General features: G+C 68.2%; 17 protein-coding genes and 2 pseudogenes. 6 read left to right on the plus strand and 13 right to left on the minus strand.

Going from position 1 to position 17,898, the window contains the following annotated elements; translation table 11 throughout:
• Window positions 1-150 precede the first annotated feature (150 nt).
• Together ACIBVN_RS56730 and ACIBVN_RS56735 are read left to right on the plus strand one after the other, a co-directional pair.
• Window positions 151-2,463, plus strand: a complete 2,313-nt coding sequence (locus ACIBVN_RS56730; RefSeq protein ID WP_397150586.1) for a phosphoketolase — start codon at window positions 151-153, stop codon at window positions 2,461-2,463.
• Entirely contained in the window at window positions 2,439-3,644 is a 1,206-nt protein-coding gene (locus ACIBVN_RS56735) for an acetate/propionate family kinase (RefSeq protein ID WP_397150588.1), read from the plus strand. Before ACIBVN_RS56730 ends, ACIBVN_RS56735 begins: the two co-directional genes overlap by 25 nt.
• Here ACIBVN_RS56735 and ACIBVN_RS56740 read toward each other — a convergent pair.
• Together ACIBVN_RS56740 and ACIBVN_RS56745 are read right to left on the minus strand one after the other, a co-directional pair.
• Window positions 3,618-5,291, minus strand: a complete 1,674-nt coding sequence (locus ACIBVN_RS56740; protein ID WP_397150590.1) for a GAF domain-containing protein — start codon at window positions 5,289-5,291, stop codon at window positions 3,618-3,620. The two genes, ACIBVN_RS56735 and ACIBVN_RS56740, sit on opposite strands and share 27 nt — an antisense overlap.
• A gap of 427 nt (window positions 5,292-5,718) precedes the next feature.
• Window positions 5,719-6,246, minus strand: a complete 528-nt coding sequence (locus ACIBVN_RS56745) for a DoxX family membrane protein (protein ID WP_397150592.1) — start codon at window positions 6,244-6,246, stop codon at window positions 5,719-5,721.
• A gap of 292 nt (window positions 6,247-6,538) precedes the next feature.
• On the opposite strand from ACIBVN_RS56745, the gene ACIBVN_RS56750 reads away from it, so the two are divergent.
• Window positions 6,539-7,165, plus strand: coding sequence for a hypothetical protein (locus ACIBVN_RS56750; RefSeq protein ID WP_397150594.1), 627 nt, complete (start codon window positions 6,539-6,541; stop codon window positions 7,163-7,165).
• A gap of 126 nt (window positions 7,166-7,291) precedes the next feature.
• The gene (locus ACIBVN_RS56755; RefSeq protein WP_397150596.1) at window positions 7,292-7,528 is read left to right on the plus strand and encodes a hypothetical protein; all 237 of its coding nucleotides are present in this window, start codon (window positions 7,292-7,294) and stop codon (window positions 7,526-7,528) included.
• Here ACIBVN_RS56755 and ACIBVN_RS56760 read toward each other — a convergent pair.
• Window positions 7,486-8,301: a universal stress protein gene (locus tag ACIBVN_RS56760; protein ID WP_397150598.1), complete on the minus strand. Its 816-nt coding sequence runs from the start codon at window positions 8,299-8,301 to the stop codon at window positions 7,486-7,488. The two genes, ACIBVN_RS56755 and ACIBVN_RS56760, sit on opposite strands and share 43 nt — an antisense overlap.
• A 147-nt stretch (window positions 8,302-8,448) precedes the next feature.
• Here ACIBVN_RS56760 and ACIBVN_RS56765 point away from each other — a divergent pair, with 147 nt between their 5' ends.
• Entirely contained in the window at window positions 8,449-9,090 is a 642-nt protein-coding gene (locus ACIBVN_RS56765) for a response regulator (RefSeq protein ID WP_397150600.1), read from the plus strand.
• A gap of 1 nt (window position 9,091) precedes the next feature.
• Here the strand turns inward: ACIBVN_RS56765 and ACIBVN_RS56770 are convergent, their stop codons facing one another.
• From ACIBVN_RS56770 to ACIBVN_RS56785, 4 genes and pseudogenes are all read right to left on the minus strand, one after another.
• The gene (locus ACIBVN_RS56770) at window positions 9,092-9,400 is read right to left on the minus strand and encodes a hypothetical protein (protein WP_397150602.1); all 309 of its coding nucleotides are present in this window, start codon (window positions 9,398-9,400) and stop codon (window positions 9,092-9,094) included.
• A gap of 407 nt (window positions 9,401-9,807) precedes the next feature.
• Window positions 9,808-10,650: a universal stress protein gene (locus ACIBVN_RS56775; RefSeq protein ID WP_397150604.1), complete on the minus strand. Its 843-nt coding sequence runs from the start codon at window positions 10,648-10,650 to the stop codon at window positions 9,808-9,810.
• A gap of 144 nt (window positions 10,651-10,794) precedes the next feature.
• Window positions 10,795-11,216 (minus strand): annotated as a pseudogene (locus ACIBVN_RS56780) (ATP-binding protein).
• 1 nt (window position 11,217) lies between these two features.
• Entirely contained in the window at window positions 11,218-11,619 is a 402-nt protein-coding gene (locus ACIBVN_RS56785) for a glyceraldehyde 3-phosphate dehydrogenase NAD-binding domain-containing protein (protein WP_397150606.1), read from the minus strand.
• Window positions 11,620-12,269: 650 nt separating this feature from the next.
• On the opposite strand from ACIBVN_RS56785, the gene ACIBVN_RS56790 reads away from it, so the two are divergent.
• Entirely contained in the window at window positions 12,270-12,668 is a 399-nt protein-coding gene (locus ACIBVN_RS56790; RefSeq protein WP_397150608.1) for a hypothetical protein, read from the plus strand.
• On the opposite strand, the gene ACIBVN_RS56795 is transcribed toward ACIBVN_RS56790, so the two are convergent.
• The 6 genes and pseudogenes from ACIBVN_RS56795 to ACIBVN_RS56820 all read right to left on the minus strand — a co-directional run bounded on the left by ACIBVN_RS56795 (window position 12,631) and on the right by ACIBVN_RS56820 (window position 17,618).
• Window positions 12,631-12,816, minus strand: coding sequence for a hypothetical protein (locus tag ACIBVN_RS56795; RefSeq protein ID WP_397150610.1), 186 nt, complete (start codon window positions 12,814-12,816; stop codon window positions 12,631-12,633). The two genes, ACIBVN_RS56790 and ACIBVN_RS56795, sit on opposite strands and share 38 nt — an antisense overlap.
• A gap of 44 nt (window positions 12,817-12,860) precedes the next feature.
• Window positions 12,861-12,935 (minus strand): annotated as a pseudogene (locus ACIBVN_RS56800) (hypothetical protein); the annotation flags it as partial.
• 246 nt (window positions 12,936-13,181) lie between these two features.
• Window positions 13,182-13,694: a hypothetical protein gene (locus ACIBVN_RS56805; RefSeq protein WP_397150612.1), complete on the minus strand. Its 513-nt coding sequence runs from the start codon at window positions 13,692-13,694 to the stop codon at window positions 13,182-13,184.
• Window positions 13,695-13,732: 38 nt separating this feature from the next.
• On the minus strand, window positions 13,733-15,025 hold the full coding sequence (locus ACIBVN_RS56810; protein ID WP_397150614.1) for an IS256 family transposase: 1,293 nt from the start codon (window positions 15,023-15,025) through the stop codon (window positions 13,733-13,735).
• Between the two features lie 439 nt (window positions 15,026-15,464).
• Complete coding sequence (locus tag ACIBVN_RS56815; RefSeq protein ID WP_397150616.1) at window positions 15,465-16,772, minus strand: PP2C family protein-serine/threonine phosphatase; 1,308 nt, start codon at window positions 16,770-16,772, stop codon at window positions 15,465-15,467.
• Window positions 16,773-17,162: 390 nt separating this feature from the next.
• Window positions 17,163-17,618 (minus strand): pyridoxamine 5'-phosphate oxidase family protein, encoded by a 456-nt coding sequence (locus ACIBVN_RS56820; RefSeq protein WP_397150618.1) that lies wholly within the window; start codon window positions 17,616-17,618, stop codon window positions 17,163-17,165.
• Between the last annotated feature and the right edge of the window lie 280 nt (window positions 17,619-17,898).

Below are 17,898 nucleotides of genomic sequence, written 5' to 3' on the forward strand. Positions count from 1 at the left end.
GGATGTCCACAGCAGGGACCAAAGACCTTCAGAGCGCGTCCGATGGACCGTTTTCCCCAAGACGCCGCAGGCACGCGGAGCCATGGTGCTCTGCGAGGTCGGGACCAAGGTCCCTAGGCCGGTCGCGATCGATCCGAGACAGTCGGACCCATGACACCCATGCAGAAAATTGAGGCGTACTGGCGTGCCGCGAACTACCTGTCCGTGGGCCAGATCTACCTCCTCGACAACCCGCTGCTGACCGAGCCGCTACGGCCGGAGCACGTGAAGCCGCGCCTGCTCGGCCACTGGGGCACCACGCCGGGGCTGAACTTCTGCTTCGCCCACCTCAACCGGATCATCGCCGAACGCGGCCAGGACATGATCTATATTGCTGGTCCCGGCCACGGCGGTCCGGCGGCGGTCGCCCACGCGTGGCTGGAAGGCACCTACAGCGAGAAATATCCGGACATCTCGCAGGACGCCGCCGGTATGGGGCGGCTGTTCCGGCAGTTCTCCTTCCCCGGCGGCATCCCCAGCCATGTGGCCCCCGAGACGCCCGGTTCCATCCACGAGGGCGGTGAGCTCGGGTATTCGCTCGCGCACGCCTTCGGCGCAGCGTTCGACAACCCGCGGCTCGTGGTCGCCTGCGTCGTCGGCGACGGCGAGGCCGAGACCGGCCCGCTCGCCGCCAGCTGGCACTCCAACAAGCTGCTCGACCCCTACCGCGACGGGGTGGTCCTGCCGATCCTGCATCTGAACGGCTACAAGATCGCCAACCCCACGCTACTCGCCCGGATCCCTGAGGCGGAGCTGGTCAAGCTCATGGAGGGGTACGGCTACCGCCCGCACCTCGTCGGCCCTGACCATGAGCAGATGGCGCGGACGCTGGACGAGGTGTTCGACCAGATCGCCGCCTACAAGGACGGTCGCGCGGACCGCCTGCCGGTGATCATTCTCCGCACCCCCAAGGGCTGGACCGGACCGCGTGAGGTCGACGGGCTGCCGGTCGAGGGGACGTGGCGGGCCCACCAGGTGCCGCTGTCCGGCGTCCGCGACAACCCCGAACACCTGGCCATGCTGGAAGCATGGATGCGCTCCTACCGGCCCGAAGAGCTGTTCGACGCCGATGGCAGGCCGGTGCCCGCGCTGCTGCAGACGGTTCCTGAAGGGCCGCTGCGGATGAGCGCCAGCCCGTACGCCAACGGGGGCGAGCTACTGAAGCCGCTGCGGCTGCCGGACTTCCGCCACTACGCCGTGGAGGTCAAAGCACCCGCGCAGCAGACCAGCGAACCCACGCGGGTACTCGGCGCCTTCCTACGCGACGTGATCGCCGCCAACCCGCACAACTTCCGGGTGATGGGCCCCGACGAGACCGCCTCCAACCGGCTGCAAGCCGTCTTCGACACCACCGACCGCGCGTGGAATGCGGCCATCGAGCCGACCGACGAGCACCTGGCCGCCGGCGGGCGAGTGATGGAGGTGCTGAGCGAGCACCTGTGCCAGGGCTGGCTGGAGGGCTACCTGCTGACCGGCAGGCATGGGCTGTTCAACTGCTACGAGGCGTTCATCCACATCATCGACGCCATGTTCAACCAGCACGCCAAATGGCTGCATGCCTCGAAGAAGATCCCGTGGCGGCGGCCGGTCGCCTCGCTCAACTACCTGCTCTCCTCCCACGTGTGGCGGCAGGACCACAACGGCTTCAGCCACCAGGACCCCGGCTTCCTCGACCTCGTCGTCAACAAGAAGGCCGAGGTCGTCCGCGTCTACCTGCCGCCGGACGCCAACACCCTGCTGTCCGTCGGCGACCACTGCCTACGCTCCCGCGACTACATCAACGTGATCGTCGCCGGGAAGCAACCGGTGCTGGACCTGTTCACCATGGACGAGGCCATCGCGCACTGCACCCGCGGGCTCGGCATCCTCCCGTGGGCCTCCACCGATCAGGACCAGGAGCCGGATGTGGTGCTGGCCTGCGCCGGCGACGTACCCACCATGGAGACCCTGGCCGCCGCCGCCATCCTGCGCGAGCAGCTGCCGTCCGTGAAGGTCCGTGTCATCAACGTCGTGGACCTGATGCGGCTGCAGCCTCCGTCGGAGCACCCGCACGGCATGCCGGACGCCGAGTTCGACACCCTGTTCACCACCGACAAGCCGGTCATCTTCAACTTCCACGGATACCCGTGGCTGATCCACCGCCTCAGCTACCGCCGACGCGGCCACCACAACCTCCACGTACGCGGCTACAAAGAAGAAGGCACCACCACCACGCCGTTCGACATGGCCATGCTCAACGACATCGACCGCTACCACCTGGTCATGGACGTCATCGACCGCGTCCCCGGCCTCGGCACCACCGCCGCTCACCTGCGCCAGCAGATGACCGACGCCCGGCTCCAGGCCCGCGCGTACACCCGCGAGCACGGCGAGGACCCCGTGGAAATAGGCTCGTGGACATGGCCGGCCACATTCTCGTCCTGAACACCGGATCCTCGTCGATCAAGTACGAGCTGGTGGACGTCGAGACCCACGAACGCCCGGCCGGCGGCCTGGTCGAACGCATCGGCGAGGAGACCGGGCGGCTCATCCACCGGACCGGGGACGGGCCACCGTACGTGCGGGAGCGGCCCTTCCCCGGGCACGGCGAGGGGCTGGACGCGATGATGGAGGCGTTCGCCGCAGCGGGGCCCGAACTGGCGCCCGTCGCGGTCGGGCACCGCATCGTGCACGGCGGCACCCGCTTCACCGAGGCCGTGCTGATCGACGACGACGTGATCGCCGCCATCGAGGAACTGGCCCCGCTCGCTCCCCTGCACAACCCGGTCAACCTCACCGGGGTCAGGGTCGCGCGCAAGGCGTTCCCCGGGGTGCCGCAGGTGGCCGTGTTCGACACCGCCTTTCACCGCACTCTGCCGCCCGAGGCCTACACCTACGCCGTGCCACGAGAGTGGGGCGTGCGGCGCTTCGGCTTCCACGGCACCTCCTGCGCGTACGTCTCCCGCCGCGCCGCCGCCTTCCTCCGCCGCGACCTGGCGGACCTCAACCTGATCGTGCTGCACCTGGGCAACGGCGCCAGCGCCACCGCCATCTCCGGCGGGCGCAGCATCGACACCTCCATGGGCATGACACCCTTGGAAGGACTGGTCATGGGCACCCGCTCCGGCGACATCGACCCGGCACTCACCGGTTACCTCGCCCGCGTGAACGGGCTGGACGCCCAGCAGGTCGAGCACGCACTCGCCCACCACAGCGGCCTGCTCGCCCTGACCGGCACCAGAGACATGCGCGAAGTACGCGCCCGCGACGACGACACCGCCCGTTCAGCCCTGGCCATCTACACCCGCCGCATCCGCAAATACGTCGGCGCCTACTACGCGCTGCTCGGACGGGTGGACGCGATCGTGTTCACCGGCGGCGTGGGCGAACACGACACCGCCACCCGCGCCGAATCCCTGACCGGGCTCGACCGGCTCGGCATCACCGTGGACCCGGCACTCAACCAGGCCGGCACGGCCGGCGAGCGGCTCATCTCCCCCGCGGGTGCCGAAGTGCCCGTGCTGGTCATCCCCACTGACGAGGAATGGGAGATCGCGCGCCAGGCCCACGCGCTCGTTCAGCCGACCAGCGGCCATCCTTCAGTCCAAGGGGACGTGCCAGCGTAGCCGTGTGCCGCCCTCCGCAGGAGCCTCCAGTTCTGCGGTGCCGCCCAGTCGATCGGCCCGTTCCTCGATGTTGCGGAGGCCGCTGCGGCGTCCTTTCTCTCCCAGGCCGACCCCGTTGTCGGTGACCACCAGCGTGAGCCGCTGGTTGGCGACCTCCACCGAAACCTCCGCCCGGGTCGCGCGGGAGTGGCGCACCACGTTCGACAAGGCCTCGCGCAGCACGGCCAGCAGATGCTCGGCGACATGCTCGGGCACCACGGTGTCGATCTGGCCTTCCATGCGCAGCCCCGGCATGAACCCCAGATGCCCGCCCGCCCCCTCCACCAGATCGACGATCTGCGTACGCAGACTCGGAGCAGCATCCTCCCGCGGAGTCTGCAGGGCGAAGATGGACGAGCGGATCTGCCGGATCGTCTCGTCCAGCTCGTCGATCGCGTGCTGCAACCGCTTGCCCGCCTCCGGCCGCTCCACCAGCCGTACCGTGCTCATCAACGTCATCGCGGTAGCGAACAACCGCTGGATGACCACGTCATGCAAATCCTTGGCGATGCGATCCCGGTCCTCCAGCAGGCCGAGCCGCTCGGCATCACGCCGGGTCTCGGCCAGCTCCAGCGCGACCGCCGCCTGGCCCGCGAACGACTCCATCATGTGCTGATCGGCCCCGCTGAACGGCAGCCGCCCGCTCCGCTTGGCCAACGCCAGCACCCCGCGCACCTGCGGCGCCGTACCCAGCGGCACCATCAGGGCGGGCCCGTATCCCAGCCGCCGCAACGGTGAGTCAGGGTAAGGAGCGCTCAGCAGATCCCGCTCCGACACCGGAGCGCCCCGCCTGAACGCCTCGCCGGCCGGCGTGGCCGAGACCTCGAAAGTCGTCCCCAGCAGCTCGCCGGCTCCCTCGCCCTCCGCCACATCCACGGTCAGCGTCTCACCCGACGCCTCGGGCAGCAGCACCTGCACCAGGTCGGCGTCGCACATCTGCCGGGCGCGTGCCGCCATCGTGGTCAGCACCTCATGAAGGCCCGCGCCGGACAGCAGGCTCGTGGTGATCTCCGACGACGCCTGCAGCCACGTCTCGCGCTGCCGCGACTCCTCATACAACCGGGCGTTCTCCACCGCGACACCGGCCGCGGTCGCCAGGGCGATGACGACGGCCTCGTCTTCCTCGTCAAAGTCGCCGCCGCCACGCTTCTCGGTCAGGTAGAGGTTGCCGAACACCTCGTCCCGCACCCGTACCGGCACCCCGAGGAAGGTGCCCATCGGCGGGTGTCCCGGCGGGAAACCGTACGACTCCGGATGATCGGAGATGCGGCTCAACCGCAGCGGGCGCGCATCCTTGATCAACAAGCCGAGCAGCCCGAGCCCGTGCGGCCAGTGCTCGATCTTGGCGATCTCCCCCTCGCTCAGCCCCACCGGAATGAACTGGATGAGCGTGCGATCCTCTCCCACCACGCCCAGCGCCCCGTAGCTGGCGTCCACGAGCTTGGTCGCGGTCTCCACGATCCGCCGCAGCACAGTCTCCAGATCCAGGTCGCTGCCCACCGACACCACGGCCTCGAGCAGCGCGTGCACCCGATCCCGAGTGGACAGTACGGCGTTCAGCCTGGTCTGCAGCTCTGCCAGCAGTTCATCGAGCCGCATCTGAGGCATCAGCGGACGATGCTCACTCTCGGACATACCGATCAGTGTCGCAGCAGGGAGGGAAACAGCAACACCACCGCGGGGGTGCGGCGAGCCGAGGGCAGCGGGTTCGGGCCGTCGGCGGCCAGGCACACCCTGCCTCAGCTGCAGTGAGACGTGGCCTGAGCTGGGAAACGGTCGTTCGTTTCGGTACTGCCTTCGCGCACACCAGGCCGCTGGGCAGGCACCGTCCGTGCTCAACACCCAGCCGTGATGCTCTTGCTCTGTTCGCCATCAGTACGCCGAACCATGCCTGCTGGTGGCAGGCGCGTGGCCGGGGCGCAGGCTGGATGGCGGGAGGGTGGAGCGCTGCGCCGGGCGGGCCACCCGCTCACTTGAGCCGGAACAGCGCGACGCCCGCCTCCGATCGTTGGAGGCGGGCGTGTTGCCGTGCGCACTACTTCAGGTAGGGGTTGCGCTGGACGATCGGCAGGTTGCCGAGTCCCAGCGTTGTGCCGGCGTTGGCGAGGGCGAGGCCGACCAGGACGATCGAGTAGATGATGTGGTCGTCCATGAAGGGGTTGTTGGCCAGGGGCAGTTCGGCCGCCCACATGAGGACCAGCATGATGCTGCTGGTGGCGGCGGCGATCCTGGTGCCGACGCCGAGGATGAGCGCGAGGCCAATGCCGAGCAGTCCGGCCATGAACAGCCAGTCCACCCACGCCTGCCCGGCCAGCGAGCTGAAGAAGCCGCCGAGCGCGTTCTCGCCGGTGCCCTTGAGGAACCCCGTCGTAGGGCTGCCGCCGGAGATCCAGGCGCGGTTGGCCGGGGTGGCGAACCCCCAGCCGAAGGTCTTGTCCAGGAAAGCCCACAGGAAGATCCACCCGATCGAGATCCGGGCGATCGCCCAGACGTAGTCGACCGGACGGCGCGCCGGCGTGCCCGTGCTGGTCGGGTTGACGGGCCGGTTGATGGTGGCGGCCATGACGGCCCCCTTTCGCTGCGGATGCGTCGTTGTCACACCCCAAGCACACCGCCTGCGGCGTTTCCGGGGCAGTGTCGTACGACCCCCAGCGCCAGGACCTTGGTCCCGTCCCTGCACGGGGCGCCGCCGTTGTGCGGCACGCGAGGACGAACGGCGGCTACACCACCGTCTTTCGGCACTGTCCAACGTCGCATCCGCTTGATGCGATCGAGGCATGAGGAGAACGCGCAATACCGGAAGACAGCTACGACGAGCACTGCTGGGACAAGCTGCCGGTCTCGTCGCCTATGCGATGTTCGTGCGCCCGCGGCTGCTGCGCTGGGGAGCGACTCGGGAGGAGGTGCACGGCACGCTTCCGGGCGACGCCGTCGTTCCTCTGCCCCACATCGTCGCGACTCGCGCCATCACCATTGACGCGCCGCCTGAAGCGGTGTGGCCATGGCTGGTGCAGATGGGCGGATACAGCCGGGCCGGCTGGTACGGCTATGACGCGATCGACAACGGCGGCATGCCCAGCGCCCGCCGCATCGTCCCCGAGCTGCAGAAGCTCAGCGTGGGCGACCTGCTCCTGACCAGCAGCTCGGGCACCGGTTACCGGGTCGAGCAGGTGGAGCGCGAGCGCACGCTCGTCCTGGCGATCCGAGCGTTCCACGTCACGGAGACCTGGGCGATCGTCCTGCGCGACCTCGGCGGTCGCACGAGGATGTTGTTCCGGCTCCGCGTGTTGTGCCGCCCCGGTCTCTTGGGCCTGATCTACCTGCTCCTGTCGCAGTCGGCCGACTACTTCACGGTCAAGAAGCAGATGACTACGATCAAGGCTTTGGCCGAAGGCGGACACGGGAGGGCTAAGACAGCCTCCATGACCGATAGGACCTCCATTCCTGAAGGCGCCCGCCCTCGCGGAAAGGTCGCCCCGTAGGAGGTGCGCCATGACCGCCGCACCAAGCATCGATCTCGCGGTCGGGCGGCTGCTGGTGGCGGCCGAGGAGGCACCTTCGGTGCTCAACACCCAGCTGTTGCGGTTTCAAGGTGCACGCGGATTGACGTGATCGAACTGCTCGCCGGCTGGGACCGCCGGCTGCCGGTGAGCGATCCACGAGACCGTTCCACCTGCACGGCTGGCCCCGGGACGGCGGCCGTACCGTTCGTGGCTGCCCAGCGCACGCACACGACGCTGTACAAGTTCACGGAGCCGATCCTCGCTCATCGGGTTATGCGGCTCGTGTTGCCCGTCGATGGTCACCTCGCGCTCCTGATCACCGCGAGGGGGCAGGGCGCATGATGGAGCAGTTCCTGGCTGACAGATCCCAGGAGCATTCCGGTCAGTGTGCCGTGTCCGTGTGAGCCCACCACCAGCAGGTCGGCGCCGTTCGCGGCCTGCCTCAGCACCTCGACGGGATGGCCGCGCACCTCCTCTTTGACGACGTCGACGTCCGGATGCCGCTCGGCGAGCGTCTCCAGCATGTCCTCCATGGCATCCGGCTCGGCGAGGCCCGCCGGACCCCACTGGCCTGTGGCGGCATGTACGGCGCGCAGCCGCGAACCGCGCAGCCGCGCCTCCGCGATCGCGAACTCCAGCACCCGGCCGGACGCCGGCGAGCCGTCGATTCCGGCGACGATCTCACCTCGTGGTGACAAGGGCGGCTCGCGGACCACGACGACGTCGCACGGAGCGTGCCCGGCCACGCCGAAGGCGACCGATCCGACCAGCATCCCGCGAAAGCCGCCGATCCCGTGGCTGCCCACCACCAGCAGTTCGGCGTCCTTCGCCGCGCCGATCAGCGCACTGCGAGGGTCATCGGGCAGGAATGTGGTGTTCAGGCTGATCTTCGGTTGCTCGCGGCCTGCCCGTTCCTCGGCCGCCGCAAGCACACTCCTGCCGCCCTCGCGCATCCACGCGGCCACCTGGGCGTAGCGGCCGGTCTCGGTCTCGTACGCCCATCGCGGCATGGCATGCGCCACGGTCAGCGGTACCTCACGCAAGGCCGCCTCATGCGCGGCCCAGCCGACCGCTTCGAGGGCCGCCCGCGAGCCGTCCACTCCTACCAGAATCATGGCCCCTCCTCGAACTCCCTTACAGGACACGCTTGAGCAGGGCGACGAGAACAGCGCCGAACGGCCTTACAAAGGAGGACTTTGGCCCTCCGAATCCAGGACCTGTTGTCTTTCGAGTAATGCCGATCGTCGGATAGCGTCGCAAGCATGATTCGTGTGTTCCTCGTCGACGATCACGAGGTAGTGCGCCGGGGTGTGGCAGCTCTGCTGTCGTCCGAGGATGACATCGAGGTCATCGGCGAGGCCGGCACCGCCGAGTCGGCGGTCGCCCGCATCCCGGCGCTCAAACCGGACGTGGCTGTGCTGGACGTGCGGCTGCCCGACGGCAGCGGCGTGGACGTGTGCCGCGAAGTGCGCTCCAGGCTCCCCGGGCTGGCCTGCCTGATGCTGACGTCGTTCGCCGACGACGACGCGTTGTTCGACGCGGTGATGGCCGGCGCGTCCGGCTACGTGCTCAAGCAGATCCACGGCTCCGACCTGGTCGGCGCGGTCCGCACGGTGGCGTCCGGGCAGTCCCTGCTCGACCCGCAGACCACCGCCGCCATGCTGCAGCGCCTGCGCGAGCAGGCCGCCAAGAAGGACCCGCTCGCCGCGTTGTCGGAGCAGGAGCGGCAAATTCTCGACCTGATCGGCGAAGGGCTGACCAACCGGCAAATCGGCGAGCGCATGTTCCTGGCCGAGAAGACGGTCAAGAACTACGTGTCCAACCTGCTGGCCAAGCTCAACATGCAACGCCGCACCCAGGCCGCCGCGCTGGCCGCCCGACTCCACGACGACCGGCGCGACTGACCTATGGAGACGCCAGTCTGGCCGCCGCGACGACCGCCCGGTCATCGCTGCGTCCGCCGTCGTTGAGCTGAACCGCTCGCTGATGTACGGCTCGAATCCGGCCGCCGACAGCCGAAGCCAGCGCGTCGGTGGCCAGCAGCCGGTTCTGAAACCCGCCGGACAGGCGCACCTGGGTGACGTCATGCTCGGCCGCGGCCCGCGCGCACAACAACACCGTCACGGCCGCGATCGTCGCGTGAAATGCAGTGGCGATCCGGCCGACGGGCTCGCCGTCCGCCTTGGCCTCCAGCAGGTGCCGCAACGTGCTCACCCCGTCCTTCACCCACAGCCCGCCTACCCTCGCTCCAGCCACCAGACCAGCGGTTCGCTGCCAGGGAATGTCCCGCGGCCTGCTCCAGACGCATCGCCGCCTCACCCTCGAAGCCGTTGACGTCACACAGGCCCAGCAGCGCGGCGGCGGGTCGATGCCGTGAATCCGGCAGAAATGGTCCAGCGCATGCTCGTACGCCTACAACGCGCGCATCGGGCAGATCGCCGATGTGCGGCCCCAGTACCGCCCCATCGCCCTCGGCCAGCGTGGACGTGCTCTTGAGCTGGCCACGATCGGACGGTCGTGGATGAGCACACCGTCCACCTCCACCCCCGGTTCACCGCGTCAGCCGGCAGTGGCAGACGTCCTTGGATGCCAGATGGCCAAGTCCCTGACCAGAGAGGTTCCTATGAGCGGACCATCGCCACCGGGCAGCGGGCGTGATGCAGCACGCCCCGGCTGACCGATCCCAGCAGCACCGAGCTCAGAGTGCCGCGCCCGTGCGAGCCCACCACCAGCAGGTCCGCTCGCTCTGACGCTTCGGTGAGCGCGTCCACCGGATGCGCGGACACCACCTGCTCAATGATCTCGACCTGCGGATAGTCCCTGCTCAGGGCATCCACCCGGTCCCTGACAAGCTGGTGCTGCGCCGTACGGACCTCGTCCATGTCGTACGGGGCCTCCGGCGCGAACGCGTGCACCGGCAACTGCCAGGCGTGCACCACCCGCAGGACACTGCCCCGCAGCTTGGCCTGCTCGAAGGCATACGCCAGCGCCGGCTCGCACTCGGGCGAGTCGTCCACCCCTGCCACGACCTCCTCGCACACGGGCCGCGTCTCACCGTGCACCACCACAACTGGGCAGGGCACCTGACCGGCCACATGCGTGCTGACCGACCCCAGCAGCGCGCCAGCGAACCCGCCCAGCCCGCGGCTGCCGACGACCAACTCAGTGGCGTCCTTGGCCTGCTCGCGCAGGACATCGGCAGGCGTGCCTTCGGTGTTGTGCGTTTCGACCTCGACCGTGGGCTGGCGCTCGCGGGCGAGCGCCTCGGCCTCGCGCAGGATCCTGTCCCCCTCGCGCAGCAGCAGTTCCGGCACATCCGGAAGGGGATATTTGCCGACCTGGTACCAGTCGCGGTCCACCGCGTGCACGATCCGCAGCGGCAGGCGCATGCGGAAGGCGTCGTCTGCCGCCCACTCAACCGCGGCTCGAGCACTCACCGAGCCGTCCACTCCAACGATGATCATGACGTGTCCTCCTTCGTCCCCGCTCCATCACACCGTGCCCTCTCCCACCCGGTGCAGGGCGGAGGTCAGCCCTTCATGGACCCGAAGGGCCCTGTCGCAGGCACCCACAAATAGGACCTGACATACCGGCCTCGAAGCCGACTGCTACCGGGTCCCCGCATGTATATGTGTAACCGCAAGGCAGCGCATGCGTAACCGGACGGTGGTGCCTCCGGAACCGGTGGTGAAGCCGACATGGTCGGCCAGCCGGCGCATCAGCCAGATACCCCTCCCGCCAGGGGCGGCGGGCGGCGGAAGAGGCGACTCGTCGAGTGCCCGCGCGGGGATGCCCGGTCCCGCGTCCTGAACCTCGCACACCAGGTCGCCCCCACCCGGCACAGGCTGAGCCTGCCCTGCCCTCCGCCGTGGGTCACCGCGTTGACCACGCACTCATTGACCGCCACGAGGAAGTCCAAGAGCCGCTCCCCGGCCAGCCCCTGCTCTCTCGCCGCGCGGTGGAGGGCGTTGCGCGTGCGTACCAGACACTTCTCCTCGAAGTGCAGGGCAAGCACGGCAACAGGCTCCATGTCACACCATCCGCTGGGCCATATCGACCAGCCGGTTGGCGTAGCCCCATTCGTTGTCGTACCAGCCGAAGACCTTCACCAGGTCCCCGCTCGCCTGGTTGGGCGCGGAGTCGAACACGCAGGAGGCGGCGTCACCGACGATGTCACGGGAGATCAGCGGGTCAGTGCTGTAGCGCAGGACGGCGACGGTCTTGCCGTTGGCCTCCAGCGCCCCGGGGGAGGCGGAGTCGGGCAAGCCGAGCGGACCGTAGGTGGAGTCGTGCTTGAGCAGGTGAGCCAGCGCGTCCGCGCCGGTCATATCGTTGACGGCAACGATGTCCAGGTCGGTGTCCAGGCCGGCGCGGAGCTCGCGGCGCAGGACGGCCCGGCCGCTCCGCCCGAACCCGTTGATTCCGATTCTCATGCCTGCATCGTCCGGTGTCTGGGGCTCGGTGCTTAGAGGCGACGGTCCCGCGTGCGGTGGGACCTTTGGCCTTCAGTGGAGCAGGGTGTCGTCGCCGCGAACGGCCGACATGCGAAGACACCCGCCAAGGGGAGGGACGTCCTGCCCGGCTGAAGCACTCTCGGTTGCGGGGCGTTGTGACTGCGGCCACCGCCACCGATCGGCTCCCCAGGAGGGATGGCGCCTCAGGGATGGGATCTCATTCGCGCCTCGACGGGTGTCTTCTCACAGAATCGTGGCGTGGGTCGTTCCCGCCCACCAAGACGAGGAACGAGATGGCACCGGCGGCGCCACGCACGCTGCTGACGGCGGGCACGTCCACGGCCAGTGCCTTTGGTCCCGCTGCCCGGGGACGTTCGCTGCTGCACAACGACGTCACCGGCGGTGACGATGGGGACGTCCGCTTCAACGAAGGGAGAGCATCATGATGGGTGGGCGAACGGTCATGGAGACGTCAGTACTCGACGCCGAGCTGATGACCTTGAAGAAGCGCGTCAGCGATCTGGAAGAGTACGTTGACCGCCGCGAACCTGTCGCTCGTACAAGCGGTGGAGAACCTTCACACGACCTCGGCCAGCCTGGAGCCTAGTGTCTAGCACGCACCCGGCCTGGTGATCTACCACTACGACTCCCCGCTCTTCTGTGCCGAGCCGGTGGTCGACGCGCTGGAGACCTGCCCTCTGGCGGTCTGCCAGGAGCTGTTCCTCTCCGAGACCGCCCGCCACGCCGACGTGGTGCTGCCCGCCGCCCTCGCCGAATACGGCCAGGTCGCACCTGTTTTCGGCGGCATTTCGCACCAGTGGCTCGACCGTGAGGGCGCCCTCGCGTGGCCGTGCCCCAACGCCGGTCACCCGAGAACGGCCAAGCTCTGCATGTACCGCTTCGCGACAGCGGACGGACTGGCCCGCCTCGCCGCCCGGCCAAACCTTCCGCCGGGCGAGGGTCCCGACGGCGACTACCCGCTCATCCTGGTCACCGGCCGCCGGCGGGCGCATTACAACGCACCATGACCGCGCCGGGGACGGCCTGGCGCACATAGGCGTCGGGGATGCGCTCCATACTGGCCCAGGCGATGATGCGGTCCACCGACCGGTCGGCGCTGCCGGCGGTGCCGTGGCCGGCAAGCAGGGTGACGTTGGTGTCCCCGTCGGCGCGCACACGCTGCTCGGTGTGGCAGGTGAGTCGGGCTCGATGTCGACGGAGGTGACGTGGCTGGTGTCGCCGACCAGGTGGGACAGCAGTGCGGTGGAGTAGCCGAAGCCGGTGCCGATCTCCAGGACGTGCTTTTGCCCCGGCGATAACTTGTAGCAACCTTACGATTACTGATAGATAATCGTGGGTCCGGGCGGCCCTGCTAAGGAGGGGAGGGCGGCCCGGCGGGACGTCACAAGGCCCTCGCCATTCACGGGGGCCTTGTGACGTGATTTGAGGGGTGCAGAGGCCGGAAGGTGTCACGGCACGCGCGTTTCCTCCGTTGCCTGGTTGGGCTTGCTTGGCCAGCGCCGTCAGATGTCGAATTCGCCCTAGGTGGCGCCTTTGGGGAACGCTTTCCAATCTCCAGCGGTGAAGATCAACGCTGGGCCTTTGGGGGTTCTTGCTGTCGCGGACAGCGCTTGTTCGGGATCCTCTGCAGCCAACAGCTCTGCGAGCTGGGAAAGAACGTCTGCTTGAGAACGCGTCAGGGGATACCGCTGTTCTTCGATCCACTCCGCTGTCAGCCCTTCACCGAGTTCGCCTGTACAGAGGCGGGCGGCTCTCGATAGGGCGGACAGACGATCTGCCGGATCAGCGGCGGTTCTCACCTGCTCCAGCGCCGCCTCGTAGTCCCACAAGTCAACACTGATCAGCTTGCGATCAATACGGTAGATCGCGGAGTCCTTCGTGGTCGAGGCACTGATGAAGGGCGCTCGCCTGGCCTCGGCACTCTTGTAGTCGGTTCCGGTGACAAGCGCGCTCCGGAGGTGGCGTAGCGCGTTGTGAATGTCCTTACCGCAATCGTCTGGCCAAAGTGCGGTGGCCAGTTGGTCGCGGGTCACACCGTGAGCAATAGTCAAGATCTGTGGATCATGAGTTCCTAGGCGGCTGTGGGGACGGGTGATCCTGCGGGGCGTTCGACGAGCTTGCCGTCGATGAAGGTGGCGCCGGCGCGGACGAGGGCGACCAGGTGGGCGCCGTTGACCGCGCGCCAGCGGGATTGGGCGGACTCGATGAGTTTGAAGGCCATGGCCAGGCCGGCGGCGCGGGAGCCGGGTCCCTTGGTGACCTTGGTGCGGTGCCGGACGGTGGCGAAGGTCGACTCGATCGGATTGGTGGTGCGCAGATGCCGCCAGTGCTCGGCCGGATAGTCGTAGAAGGCCAGCAGTTCCTCGACGTCATCGACGACCTTGGCGACGGCTTTGGGGTACTTGGCGCCGTAGGCGTTCTCGAAGGCGCCCACCGCGGCCAGCGCCCGGTCTTTGCTCTCGGCGTTCCAAATCTCGGCCAGCGCCTTCTTCGCACCGGGATGAGCCGACTTCGGGAGCGCCCCCAACACATTCGCGATCTTGTGAAACCAGCATCTCTGGGCCTTGGCCTGCGGAAACACCTCGGCCAGCGCCGACCAGAAGCCGAGCGCGCCGTCACCGACAGCGAGCACCGGGGCACGCATGCCGCGCCGGGCGCAGTCGCGCAGCAGATCGGCCCACGACTCGGCCGACTCGCGGTAGCCGTCGGTCAGCGCGACGAGTTCCTTGCGACCGTCGGCGCGCACCCCGATGAGCACCAGCAGGCACAGCTTGTGCTCTTCCAGGCGGATGTTGACGTGGATGCCATCGGCCCACAGGTAGACGTAGTCGACGTTCGCCAGGTCACGCTCGGCGAAGGCGCGTTGCTCGGCCTTCCACTGCTCGGTGAGCTTGGTGATGACCGGTGCCGACAACCCGTTGCTCGAGCCGAGGAACTGGCCGAGAGCGGGCACGAAGTCGCCGGAGGACCGGCCGTGCAGGTAGAGCAGCGGCAGCACCTCGGTGATGGCCGGGCTCTTGCGGCACCACGGCGGCAGGATCGCCGAGGAGAAGCGCTGCCGCTGGCCAGTGGCCTCATCAACGCGTTTGTCGTTGACGCGCGGGGCGCGCACTTCGATCGCGCCTGCGCTGGTGAGCACGGTCCGGGGTTCGTGCTGGCCGTTGCGGACGACCAGGCGGCGGCCGGCCTCGTCGCGCTCGTCGGCGAACTGGGCGATGTAGGCGTCGACCTTGGCCTTGAGTGCTTCAGCGAGCATCCGGCGGGCGCCTTCGCGGACGAGCTCGTCGATCAGCGCTGGCGACGGGGCGGAGGTGGTGGCCGCGGCGCGACCGCCGTCGGCGGGATCAGGGACTACGGTGAGCACGGGTGTGCCTTCCCGACCGACGTTGGCGCGTCGGTCATGCTTGTGGATTCACATGATCATCGGGAAGGTACACCCCTTCCCGATGATCCACAGATCTCAAGCATTGCTCCCGCCTGGCCGACGCCACGCAAGCCGCTACCGCCCCGGGCCTCGCGATTGGACCTCTACAAGCCGTTGATCGATTACATGCTGCGGGCGGACCTGAACGCGCCGCGCAAGCAGCGGCACACCGTGGTGCGGATCTGGAATCGCCTGGTGGAAGAGCATGGGGCGGCGGAGGTGTCGTACGCGATGGTGCGCAACTATGTGCGCCCGCGCCGTGCGGAGATCCGGTTAGAGGCCGGCCACGGTCCGGCGGCCGCCTACATCGAGCAGACGCATCAGCCCTGTGCCGAAGTCTCCGATCGTGGGAATGCGGTCTTTCAGGCTGTCAGTGGCGCTAGATGCCGGTTGTGGCCGCAGGTCGCGCTGTGGGATGCCGGTCTTCGGCCGGCGAGCCGGACTGCGGGCCTGGCAGTCGCAGCGCCAGCACCGCGATATCGTCATCGAACACCTTGCCGCTTGGGGCGATCAGGGCGTCGCACAGATCGTCGAGTGGAGCCGCGGTCAGGCGGGCGGCCTGGTCGGCCAGGTCGTCCAGGCTGGCATCGATGTTCTGACCGCGGCGCTCCACCAGCCCGTCGGTGAACAACAGCAGGGTGCTTGCCGGCGGCAGCAGGTGTTCATGGTTGAACCGGGGCACGGTCGTATCGATGCCCACCGGAATCCCGTGATGGGTGGGCGCGAGGTAGCAGGTGCCGCCCTCCGCGTAGATGAGTAGCGGAGGCAGGTGCCCAGCGTTGCTCCAGTGAAAGGTGTACTGTCCTCGGTCGCACTCGATGCGGCCGAGCACCAAGGTGGCCGTTGGGGGGTCATCCAACATCGACAGGACATGGTCCAGTTTGGACACGATCAGGCTCGGCGGCCCGCAATGGTCGAAGGCCAGCGCTCGTAGCATGTTGCTGATCTGCCCCATCAGGGGGGCGGCCTCGATGTCGTGGCCGGTGACGTCGCCCACCACCACGCACGTAGCGCCGTCGGGCAAGACCATGGCGTCGTACCAGTCACCGCCGAGCCTGGGCAGTTCGGAGGCCGGCTCGTAGCGGGCTGCCGCCTGCAGCGGCGTCAGGTCGGGCAGCGTGGGCAGCATTCGGCGCTGGAAGTGCCCGGCGGCGTGTTTGAGGCGCTCATACAGGCGGGCATTCTCCAGGCTGACGCTCGCGACGCTGGCGAGCGCTGTCAGCAGGGCCTCGTCGTCGTCGCCGAAGGGCGTGCCATCCTTCTTGTCGGCGAGGTAGAGGTTGCCGTAGACGGTGCCACGCACCATCAGCGGAACACCCAGCAGGGTATGCATGACTGGGTGCCCGGGCGGAAAGCCAACGGAACGAGGGTCGGCCGCCACGTCCGGCACCCGCAACGCCTGCTGGTCTGCCACCAAGGTGTGCAGCAGGCCGTGGCCCTGTGGCAGGCCAGCAACGGTCATCAACCGCTGGTGGTCGACGCCCACGGTGATCAGATCGGTGAACTCACCGCTCTGCCCGAGCACGCCCAGCGCCCCGTAGCGTGCGCCGACGAGGTCGGCGGCCGCTTCCACAATGCGGTGCAGAACAGTGCGAGTATCCATGTCGGCGCTGACCGACACGACCGCGTCCAGCAGGCGTTGCAGCCATTGCTGGCCGACGGCACGCCGCGACGCTCCCGCGCTCATGGCATCCCTGGTCTTTCCCCGCGATGGCTGCTGAGCTGCGGCTCGTCGAGTGGCGCGGCCCCCTGGCTCCCAGCGGGCGTCCGGCCAGCGCCATCTTGCGCCATCCTGCTTCCTTCCGGCATCACGTCGCCCTGTTTTCAGACTACGCGCACGTGCTGAGGAGGCGTGGAGGGCGAGCGGGGGCACCGGCCGACGCGAGCTACGGTACGGGTGCGCGTGACGTGACGAGGCTTATCGGGGCCCAGCCCACATACGCATCGGGTGCTGGTCCGCAACCGCCAGGTCGTCAGTCTCGATCGCCGCGAGCGTCGGGTGACCCTGGCCCGGGTCGCAGGATGCTGCCGTAGCAGCCCGCATCTGGTGCCGGACCCACGGGGCGGGTCGTCGTGATCATCGCTGCGCCGAGCAGGGAGAGGGTGTTCCGTTTCCGTTGAGGTGCGGGCTGATGATACGGCGGCCGGAGATCTGCTCTGCTTCGACGACGATGTAGTGGTCGCGGCTACCGGGGGCCCAGGTGGTGAGGGGGAGCGCGGTCAGCCGGTTGATCTCGGCGGGGTCGGTGACGGCGCGGGCGTGGCCTACGGCGGTGACGGACCAGCCGGTGTGCAGCTCGGTGTCGAATTGGTCGGCTTCGAAGGCCACTATGGCGTGCCGGGTGGCGGCGGCCAGTTTGGATCCGATGGAGGTTCGGATCACGATGGAGTGGCCGTCGAGATGGAAGTTGACCGGTTGTACGGCCGGCAGGGCGCGATCGGTGAAGACGATGCGCCCGATCGGTGTGGTGGACAACAGGCCGAGACACTCCTCGGGGGAGAGCACCTGGAGTCCGGACGAGTCGAGCTGCATACCTCTCAAGATCCCGCTTACGCCCCCACTGCGGTAGGGGCGAAAGTCCCATCATTCTCGCCGAACAGGTCGCGCCTCGCGGCATTCGTATCCCTCGTCCAACCAAGGGGGCGGATCTCGCTTCTCTGGGACTTTGGCGCTGGAATTGTTAACGTGCGCCCTGATGAACGGCCTGCTCAGGGCACCTAGTACTACAGTCATGTTTTGTGATCTATAGTCGGATCCGTGTCGGATGTGGTGACGTCTGAGGATCTCCAGTCGTGGGCGGCGGGGCTGGATG

The organism is Nonomuraea sp. NPDC049400, from assembly GCF_044466425.1.
Classification (GTDB): Bacteria; Actinomycetota; Actinomycetes; order Streptosporangiales; family Streptosporangiaceae; genus Nonomuraea.

Bases quoted from the DNA above. Each gene is read 5' to 3' on its own strand.
- ACIBVN_RS56730 (WP_397150586.1), top strand. From the start codon at position 151: ATGACACCCATGCAGAAAATTGAGGCGTACTGGCGTGCCGCGAACTAC.
- ACIBVN_RS56735 (WP_397150588.1), top strand. From the start codon at position 2,439: ATGGCCGGCCACATTCTCGTCCTGAACACCGGATCCTCGTCGATCAAG.
- ACIBVN_RS56740 (WP_397150590.1), bottom strand. From the start codon at position 5,291: ATGCCTCAGATGCGGCTCGATGAACTGCTGGCAGAGCTGCAGACCAGG.
- ACIBVN_RS56745 (WP_397150592.1), bottom strand. From the start codon at position 6,246: ATGGCCGCCACCATCAACCGGCCCGTCAACCCGACCAGCACGGGCACG.
- ACIBVN_RS56750 (WP_397150594.1), top strand. From the start codon at position 6,539: ATGTTCGTGCGCCCGCGGCTGCTGCGCTGGGGAGCGACTCGGGAGGAG.
- ACIBVN_RS56760 (WP_397150598.1), bottom strand. From the start codon at position 8,301: ATGATTCTGGTAGGAGTGGACGGCTCGCGGGCGGCCCTCGAAGCGGTC.
- ACIBVN_RS56765 (WP_397150600.1), top strand. From the start codon at position 8,449: ATGATTCGTGTGTTCCTCGTCGACGATCACGAGGTAGTGCGCCGGGGT.
- ACIBVN_RS56775 (WP_397150604.1), bottom strand. From the start codon at position 10,650: ATGATCATCGTTGGAGTGGACGGCTCGGTGAGTGCTCGAGCCGCGGTT.
- ACIBVN_RS56785 (WP_397150606.1), bottom strand. From the start codon at position 11,619: ATGAGAATCGGAATCAACGGGTTCGGGCGGAGCGGCCGGGCCGTCCTG.
- ACIBVN_RS56815 (WP_397150616.1), bottom strand. From the start codon at position 16,772: ATGAGCGCGGGAGCGTCGCGGCGTGCCGTCGGCCAGCAATGGCTGCAA.
- ACIBVN_RS56820 (WP_397150618.1), bottom strand. From the start codon at position 17,618: ATGCAGCTCGACTCGTCCGGACTCCAGGTGCTCTCCCCCGAGGAGTGT.